The organism is Candidatus Binataceae bacterium, assembly GCA_035294265.1.
In the GTDB taxonomy this organism is placed as follows: domain Bacteria; phylum Desulfobacterota; class Binatia; order Binatales; family Binataceae; genus DATGLK01.
Genome location: DATGLK010000012.1, coordinates 25,625 through 31,757 on the forward strand (window position 1 = coordinate 25,625; position 6,133 = coordinate 31,757).

The window sequence follows — 6,133 nt, forward strand, 5'->3', positions numbered from 1 at the left end:
GGCGTGACGCGCAATAACAACGCCGGAATGTTTCGCGGCGCGCCCGCAGGCGTCCGCGCTTGCCCCCGCTTCGACCTCCCAGCCGCCACAAATAGATTGCGGGCCCATGCCGACCCTGCGTCCGCATGGACCCTCATACTCACGCATTTTTACCGGCATCAGATACAAAGCCGGATTACTTCAACTCGACCGTGCCGCCCGCCTCTTCCAGCTTTTTCTTGATCTCCTCGGCCTCGGCCTTGCTCACGCCTTCTTTGACCGGCTTGGGCGCGCCGTCGACCAGGTCTTTGGCCTCCTTGAGGCCGAGCCCGGTCAGTTCCCGCACGACCTTGATAACCTGGATTTTCTTGTCACCGGAGCCGGTCAGCACCACCGAGAACTCATCCTTCTCGACCGGAGCCGCCGCTGCGCCGCTGGCTGCGGGCGCTGCCGCCACCGCGACCGGAGCCGCCGCCGAGACGCCGAGTTCCTGCTCAAGCTCCTTCACCAGCGTCGCCGCTTCCATCAGGCTCAGATTTTTCAGGTAATCCTTCACCTGATCGCGGCTGACTTGTACCTCTGCCATTGTGATCTATCTCCTTGCTGCCGTATCACTCACCACCGGCGACGCTGCAGCGCGCCGAAGCGAAATAAAAATCTCTATTGTGGAGCTCCCGCCGACGCCTCCGCGGGTCCTGCGGATGCGGCCGGTGCGCCTTCGCCATTGCGCTTGCCGATCGCATCGACCAAGCGGGCCAGCGCCGAGCCAGGCTCGTTGAGTAATCGCACCAGGCGGGTTGCCGGCGCCTGCAGCAATCCGAGCAATTGCGCCATCAGCACTTCACGCGATGGCAGCGTGGCGAGCGCCTGTACTTCCTCGGCCGTGAGCGGCTTGCCGCTGAGCACGCCGCCGCGCACCTTGAACTTGTCGCCAAGATCGCGGAGTCCCGCGATAGTCTTGGCGACCGTCACCGGATCGCCGTAACAGAAGACGATCACAATCGGGCCGCCGAGCTGCGGAGCGAGCGCCGCGTAGGGCGTCTCCTTAATCGCGCGCCGTACCAACGTGTTCTTCGCGACCTTGATTTCACCCGCGACCTCGCGCACGCGCCGGCGCAGATCGGTCGATTCCGCCGCGCTGAGTCCGCGATACTCCGAGACGAGCGCCATCGTGGCCCGCGCGAACTGCGCCGCGAGCTCGTCGACGATCGTGGTTTTTTCCGCTTTCTTCATGATCTCAAAATCGCGCGCCTCTTATGCCGCGGCCGCCACCGTCCGGACCGCACCGGGATCGACTTTGATCCCGGGGCCCATCGTCGAGGAGACGGCGATGCTCCTGATGTAATTGCCCTTGGCGCTAGCTGGCTTCGAGCGCGCGATCGCGTCTAGCAGCGCATGTGCGTTCTCGAGCAATTTCTGCTCGCCGAAGCTGAGCTTGCCGATCGGTGCATGGATCACGCCGGCCTTGTCGACGCGATAGTCGACCTTGCCCGCCTTCACCTCGGCGACCGCCTTGCCGACGTCGAAGGTCACGGTGCCGACCTTGGGATTCGGCATCAGGCCGCGCGGTCCGAGAATCTTACCGAGGCGGCCGACCTGTCCCATCATGTCGGGCGTTGCGATGACGCGGTCGAAATCGAGCCAGCCCTCCTCCTGGATCTTCTTGATCAGGTCTTCGCCGCCGACGAAGTCCGCGCCGGCGTCGCGCGCTTCCTTTTCCTTCTCGCCCTTGGCGAGCACCAGGACCCGCGCCACCTTGCCGGTGCCATTGGGGAGCACTACCGTGCCGCGCACGTTTTGATCGGCCTGACGCGGATCGACGTTGAGGCGCACGGCGAGCTCGACCGTCTCGTCGAACTTGGCGACGTGGCTTCCCGCCACCAGCTTGATCGCGTCAGCGAGCGGATAGCGCGTCGCGCGATCGATCTGCTTGGATGCTTCGCGATATTTCTTGCCCGCCATCGTCAATTCCCTCTCCGCTACTCGATCTCAATACCCATCGAGCGCGCCGTACCCTCGATGCTCTTCATCGCGGCCGCCATATCTTTCGCGGTCAGGTCCTTGAGCTTGGTCTTGGCGATCTCCTCGACCTGCTTGCGCGTCACCTTGCCGACCTTGTTCTTGTTGGGCGCCGCGGAGCCCTTCTCGAGTCCCGCCGCTTTCAGTAGAAGATTGGATGCCGGCGGACTCTTGGTAATGAACGTGAACGACCGGTCGGCATACACGGTCACGATCACCGGCACGACCAGCCCCGCCATGTTCTGGGTCTGGGCGTTGAAGGCCTTGCAGAACTCCATGATGTTTACGCCGCGCTGGCCGAGCGCAGGCCCCACCGGCGGCGAGGGATTTGCCGCCCCCCCCGGAATCTGAAGTTTGATTTGTCCGACGACTTTTTTCGCCACTGCTGATGCCGCCCGTTATCCAAAACCGATCCGCCAAGGCCCACTTCCCAAACCGTCCGGGCGATACCCGGAGCGGCTGCCGCGAGCCCGACTGCCAATCTGGTTTACGACTTTTCGACCTGCACGAAATCCAGTTCGACCGGTGTGGCGCGCCCGAAGATCGAGATCAGCACGCGCACCTTGCCTTTTTCCGGCCGCACCTCTTCGACGGTGCCATTGAAATCCTGGAACGGCCCGTCGATGACCTTGACTGCTTCGCCCACCTCGAACAGCACCTTCGGTTTGGGCCGCAGTGCTCCTTCTTCCATCTGCTGCGTAATCTCACGGACTTCTGACTCCGGCACTTCAGGCGGCTGGGTCGCGTGGCCGACGAAGCCGGTCACTTTGGGTGTGTTCTTGATGAAGTGCCATGTCTCGTCATCGAGTTGCATCTGAACGAAGATGTAACCGGGGAAGAACTTGCGGCTCGAGATCTTGCGCTGACCGCCCTTGCCAAGTTCCTGCACGCTTTCGACCGGAACCAGCACCTCGCCAATCTTGTCACGCAGCTTTGCGAACTCGGGCGAACGCAGGCGCTGTTCAAGCGCCGCCTTGGCCTTCTGCTCGTAGCCGGAATAAGTATGCACGACGTACCAGCGCTTGCCGGCAGACGCACCTGCCCCGGCCTTCTTGCTTTGCTCTTGCGTTGCGGTTTCCATAACCGACCGGGCCCCTCCGGCGCCGCTTCCGCGCCCCCTTCAGACCAGCCCGTGAACGATCGCAGTCAATTCAATATCTCGAACTCAGCTCAGTATCTGCCGCACAATCCTCGTCGCGCCGAGGTCGATCAGGCCGAGCCATACAGCCATTACGATCGTCAGAACCAGCACCACGATCGTCGCCTGAATCGTCTCTTTGGGCGACGGGAAATGGACTTTCGCAAGTTCGGTCCACGCCTCTTTGACGAAATTGACGCCCTGTTCGAGGTAATTTTTCAGTTTATCCATATGCCCTTATGCAAATCAAGAGCCAAATCATCGATGGCGGGTCAGGCAGGATTCGAACCTGCAACCCTCGGATTTGGAGTCCGATGCTCTGTCCAGTTGGAGCTACTGACCCTCATAAATACCCTCATCCGCCAGCCAGCTTTAGCGGCGGGTTTACCCACTTTTGACGCCTCAAGCTTCGCCAACCAACGGCCACATGCCAGAGAGCGCCGATTACCCGTCAGACCTTGACCTCGCGATGCACGGTATGGGAACGGCAGCTTGGGCAGAACTTCTTGATCGAAAATTTTTCCGTCTGCCGCTTTTTATTCTTGGTGGTGGTGTAGTTGCGCCGCTTGCAGCCGTCGCATGCCAGCCCGATAAGATCTCTCATGATCGATACTTTCGCTCGCGTTACTCACAACGCCAAAATTGCAAAGCCCACGACGGGAATCGAACCCGTGACCTCTTCCTTACCAAGGAAGTGCTCTACCGACTGAGCTACATGGGCATCCCCGAACCAATCTGCCGCGCAGGCCCAAAATCCAGAACGATGGAGCGGGAAACGGGACTCGAACCCGCGACCCCGAGCTTGGAAGGCTCGCGCTCTACCAACTGAGCTATTCCCGCCCAGAACCGGCAAGCTTATAACATTGCACAGCGGCTTGCGAGTGCAAAGCGACGGCGACGACGGTTCTTAGCGCAGCTCGTCAGCGGCCCTTGTAAGCAGGTTTGCGCTTTTCAAGGAACGATCTTGGCCCCTCCCGCGCATCCTCGGAACGCATCACCTGGGCAAAGATTTCATCCTCGATCGCATATGCTTCGGCCAGTGGACGTCCCGCAGTGCGGATGACCGCGCTCTTGATGAGCCGAATCGCGAGCGGGCCGTTGGCTGCGATAGTTTCCGCGATCTCGCGCGCCTTCGGCATCACCTGCGCCGGTGGCACCACGTAGTTAACAAGCCCCATCGCGAGCGCCTCGGAAGCCGTGAAGCGCGATCCCGTGAGCATCATCTCCATCGCGCGGCAGTGCGGAATCTGACGCGGCAGACGGGCCAAAGCCCCGCGCGCGGGCGCCAATGCCCAGCGCGCCTCCTGCAACCCGAAGCTCGCCGACTCCGATGCGATCCGGATGTCGGTCGAGGTCATGAACTCGAGCGCGCCGGCGAAGCAGAAGCCGTTAATCGCCGCGATGATCGGTTTGCTGAGGGCATACTGATGCCGCAGCATCGCGCGGTCTCCCGTCTGCGGCTCGAGAAATTTGCGATCCCATTCGTCGTCGGGCGGACGCGCCCCGGTACCCAGCGGTGTCAGTCGGTTGAAGTCCGCGCCGATCGAGAACGACTTGTCGCCCGCGCCGGTCACGATCGCAACCCGCACCGCGTCGTCTCTTTCAACCTCATCCCACGCCGCGGCGAGCCGCACGATGGTCTCGGGGTCGAAGGCGTTGAGCTTTTCCGGGCGATTGAAGGTTATGATCGCGATGTGGCCATCGACTTGGTAGAGCAGTGATTCCATAAAATTTCTCGCTCAGGTCAGCACGTCCGCGTTTTTGAGCCGCTCAATTTCGGCCTCGTTCATGTTCAGCAGTTCGCGCAGTACGGATTCCGTGTCGGCGCCCAGCAGCGGCGCGGGACTGCGCACTTCGCATCGCGTGTCAGTCATCGTCCACGGGATTCCCGGATGAATCCGGCGCCCGACCTCCGGATGCGGCAGCTTTACGAGGAAGCCGCGCTCCTCCAGGTGCGGGTCGGCCGCGATGTCCGCGCTGCTCATGGCGGGAAACGCGGCGACGCCGCGACTCTGCAGCAACCGCGTTATCTCCCATCGATCGCGCGCGCTGGTCCACTCCGTAATGATCCGGTCCAGCGCCGCCTCATTGCGCTTGCGATCGGCAAGGGTCTTAAAGCGCGAGTCGTCGGCCAGCGCGGGCATCCCCATCGCTTCGCACAGCGCGCGCCACTCCGTTTCGCTGCCGACCGCGATACTGACCCACGCGTTTTCATCGCCAGCCGCCTTGTAACACTCATGCGGCGACATGATCGGATCGTGATTTCCGCTTCGCGGCGGCTGCAGGCCGTTGAAGACATACTCGAAAATCCCTTCAGGCAGCGTCGCGATGGTCGCTTCGAGTTGCGACAAATCGATGAACTGCCCCTCGCCGGTGCGCGCGCGATGGAACAGCGCGGCCATCACGGCGACCGTGCCGAGCAACCCGGCGGTCGGGTCGGCGAATGAGACCCCGACCTCGCTCGGACCCATCCCTTCATAACCGGTGAGCGCGAAGAAACCCGCGAACGCAGCCGCGGTCGGTCCGTAGCTCAGAAAATTCTTCCATGGCCCGGTCTGGCCGCACCCGGACATCGAGATTGCGATGATATCGGGCTTCGCCGCGCGGAGCGCCTCGTAACCGAGGCCCATACGGGCCATTGCGCCCGCCGAAAAATTGTCCGCGACGATGTCGCAATGCTTTGCGAGTTCAAGCGCGAGGCGAACGCCCTCGGGATTGGTGAGATTCAACGTCACGCTCTTCTTGCCCTGACTGTACTGATTGAAATAGCCGCAGCGATTCGGACCCGCGATGTTGTCAGCGAAAGGCGGCACCCGCCGCGTCGGACAGAGGCGCTTGCGCGATTCGATTCGCAGCACCTCCGCTCCCATGTGCGCGAACTGCAACGTGCAATAGGGCCCCGCCCACACCCACGTCAAATCGAGCACGCGGATTCCCGAGAGCGGCAGCGGCGACGGTTCGCGCACTGAACCTTTCGCAACAACGCGTTGCGGCAAT

9 protein-coding genes and 3 tRNA genes are annotated in these 6,133 nt (G+C 62.1%); all 12 read right to left on the reverse strand.

The features are described from left to right. Positions 1 to 175: 175 nt before the first annotated feature. Positions 176 to 565 (reverse strand): 50S ribosomal protein L7/L12, encoded by a 390-nt coding sequence (gene rplL / locus VKV28_02425; protein ID HLH75641.1) that lies wholly within the window; start codon positions 563 to 565, stop codon positions 176 to 178. 74 nt (positions 566 to 639) lie between these two features. Next, positions 640 to 1,212, reverse strand: a complete 573-nt coding sequence (gene rplJ, locus VKV28_02430) for a 50S ribosomal protein L10 (GenBank protein HLH75642.1) — start codon at positions 1,210 to 1,212, stop codon at positions 640 to 642. Between the two features lie 21 nt (positions 1,213 to 1,233). Then, on the reverse strand, positions 1,234 to 1,947 hold the full coding sequence (rplA, locus tag VKV28_02435) for a 50S ribosomal protein L1 (GenBank protein ID HLH75643.1): 714 nt from the start codon (positions 1,945 to 1,947) through the stop codon (positions 1,234 to 1,236). Between the two features lie 11 nt (positions 1,948 to 1,958). After that, positions 1,959 to 2,381: a 50S ribosomal protein L11 gene (gene rplK / locus VKV28_02440; GenBank protein ID HLH75644.1), complete on the reverse strand. Its 423-nt coding sequence runs from the start codon at positions 2,379 to 2,381 to the stop codon at positions 1,959 to 1,961. Between the two features lie 104 nt (positions 2,382 to 2,485). Next, positions 2,486 to 3,079 (reverse strand): transcription termination/antitermination protein NusG, encoded by a 594-nt coding sequence (gene nusG, locus VKV28_02445; GenBank protein HLH75645.1) that lies wholly within the window; start codon positions 3,077 to 3,079, stop codon positions 2,486 to 2,488. An 84-nt stretch (positions 3,080 to 3,163) separates the two neighbouring features. Next, complete coding sequence (secE, locus tag VKV28_02450) at positions 3,164 to 3,367, reverse strand: preprotein translocase subunit SecE (GenBank protein HLH75646.1); 204 nt, start codon at positions 3,365 to 3,367, stop codon at positions 3,164 to 3,166. 34 nt (positions 3,368 to 3,401) lie between these two features. Beyond that, positions 3,402 to 3,479: transfer RNA gene (locus VKV28_02455), tRNA-Trp, on the reverse strand. Between the two features lie 108 nt (positions 3,480 to 3,587). Then, positions 3,588 to 3,740 carry a 50S ribosomal protein L33 gene (rpmG, locus tag VKV28_02460; protein HLH75647.1) on the reverse strand — a complete coding sequence of 51 codons (153 nt, stop codon included), beginning with the start codon at positions 3,738 to 3,740 and terminating at the stop codon, positions 3,588 to 3,590. A gap of 44 nt (positions 3,741 to 3,784) precedes the next feature. Continuing rightward, positions 3,785 to 3,857, reverse strand: a tRNA-Thr gene (locus tag VKV28_02465). A 43-nt stretch (positions 3,858 to 3,900) separates the two neighbouring features. Then, a tRNA-Gly gene (locus tag VKV28_02470) sits at positions 3,901 to 3,976 on the reverse strand. A gap of 80 nt (positions 3,977 to 4,056) precedes the next feature. Beyond that, the gene (locus tag VKV28_02475; protein HLH75648.1) at positions 4,057 to 4,863 is read right to left on the reverse strand and encodes an enoyl-CoA hydratase-related protein; all 807 of its coding nucleotides are present in this window, start codon (positions 4,861 to 4,863) and stop codon (positions 4,057 to 4,059) included. Positions 4,864 to 4,875: 12 nt separating this feature from the next. Then, positions 4,876 to 6,133: CoA transferase (locus VKV28_02480; GenBank protein ID HLH75649.1), on the reverse strand; the 1,258-nt coding region annotated here is incomplete at its 5' end.

Bases quoted from the DNA above. Each gene is read 5' to 3' on its own strand.
- rplL (HLH75641.1), bottom strand. From the start codon at position 565: ATGGCAGAGGTACAAGTCAGCCGCGATCAGGTGAAGGATTACCTGAAA.
- rplJ (HLH75642.1), bottom strand. From the start codon at position 1,212: ATGAAGAAAGCGGAAAAAACCACGATCGTCGACGAGCTCGCGGCGCAG.
- nusG (HLH75645.1), bottom strand. From the start codon at position 3,079: ATGGAAACCGCAACGCAAGAGCAAAGCAAGAAGGCCGGGGCAGGTGCG.
- secE (HLH75646.1), bottom strand. From the start codon at position 3,367: ATGGATAAACTGAAAAATTACCTCGAACAGGGCGTCAATTTCGTCAAA.
- rpmG (HLH75647.1), bottom strand. From the start codon at position 3,740: ATGAGAGATCTTATCGGGCTGGCATGCGACGGCTGCAAGCGGCGCAAC.
- VKV28_02475 (HLH75648.1), bottom strand. From the start codon at position 4,863: ATGGAATCACTGCTCTACCAAGTCGATGGCCACATCGCGATCATAACC.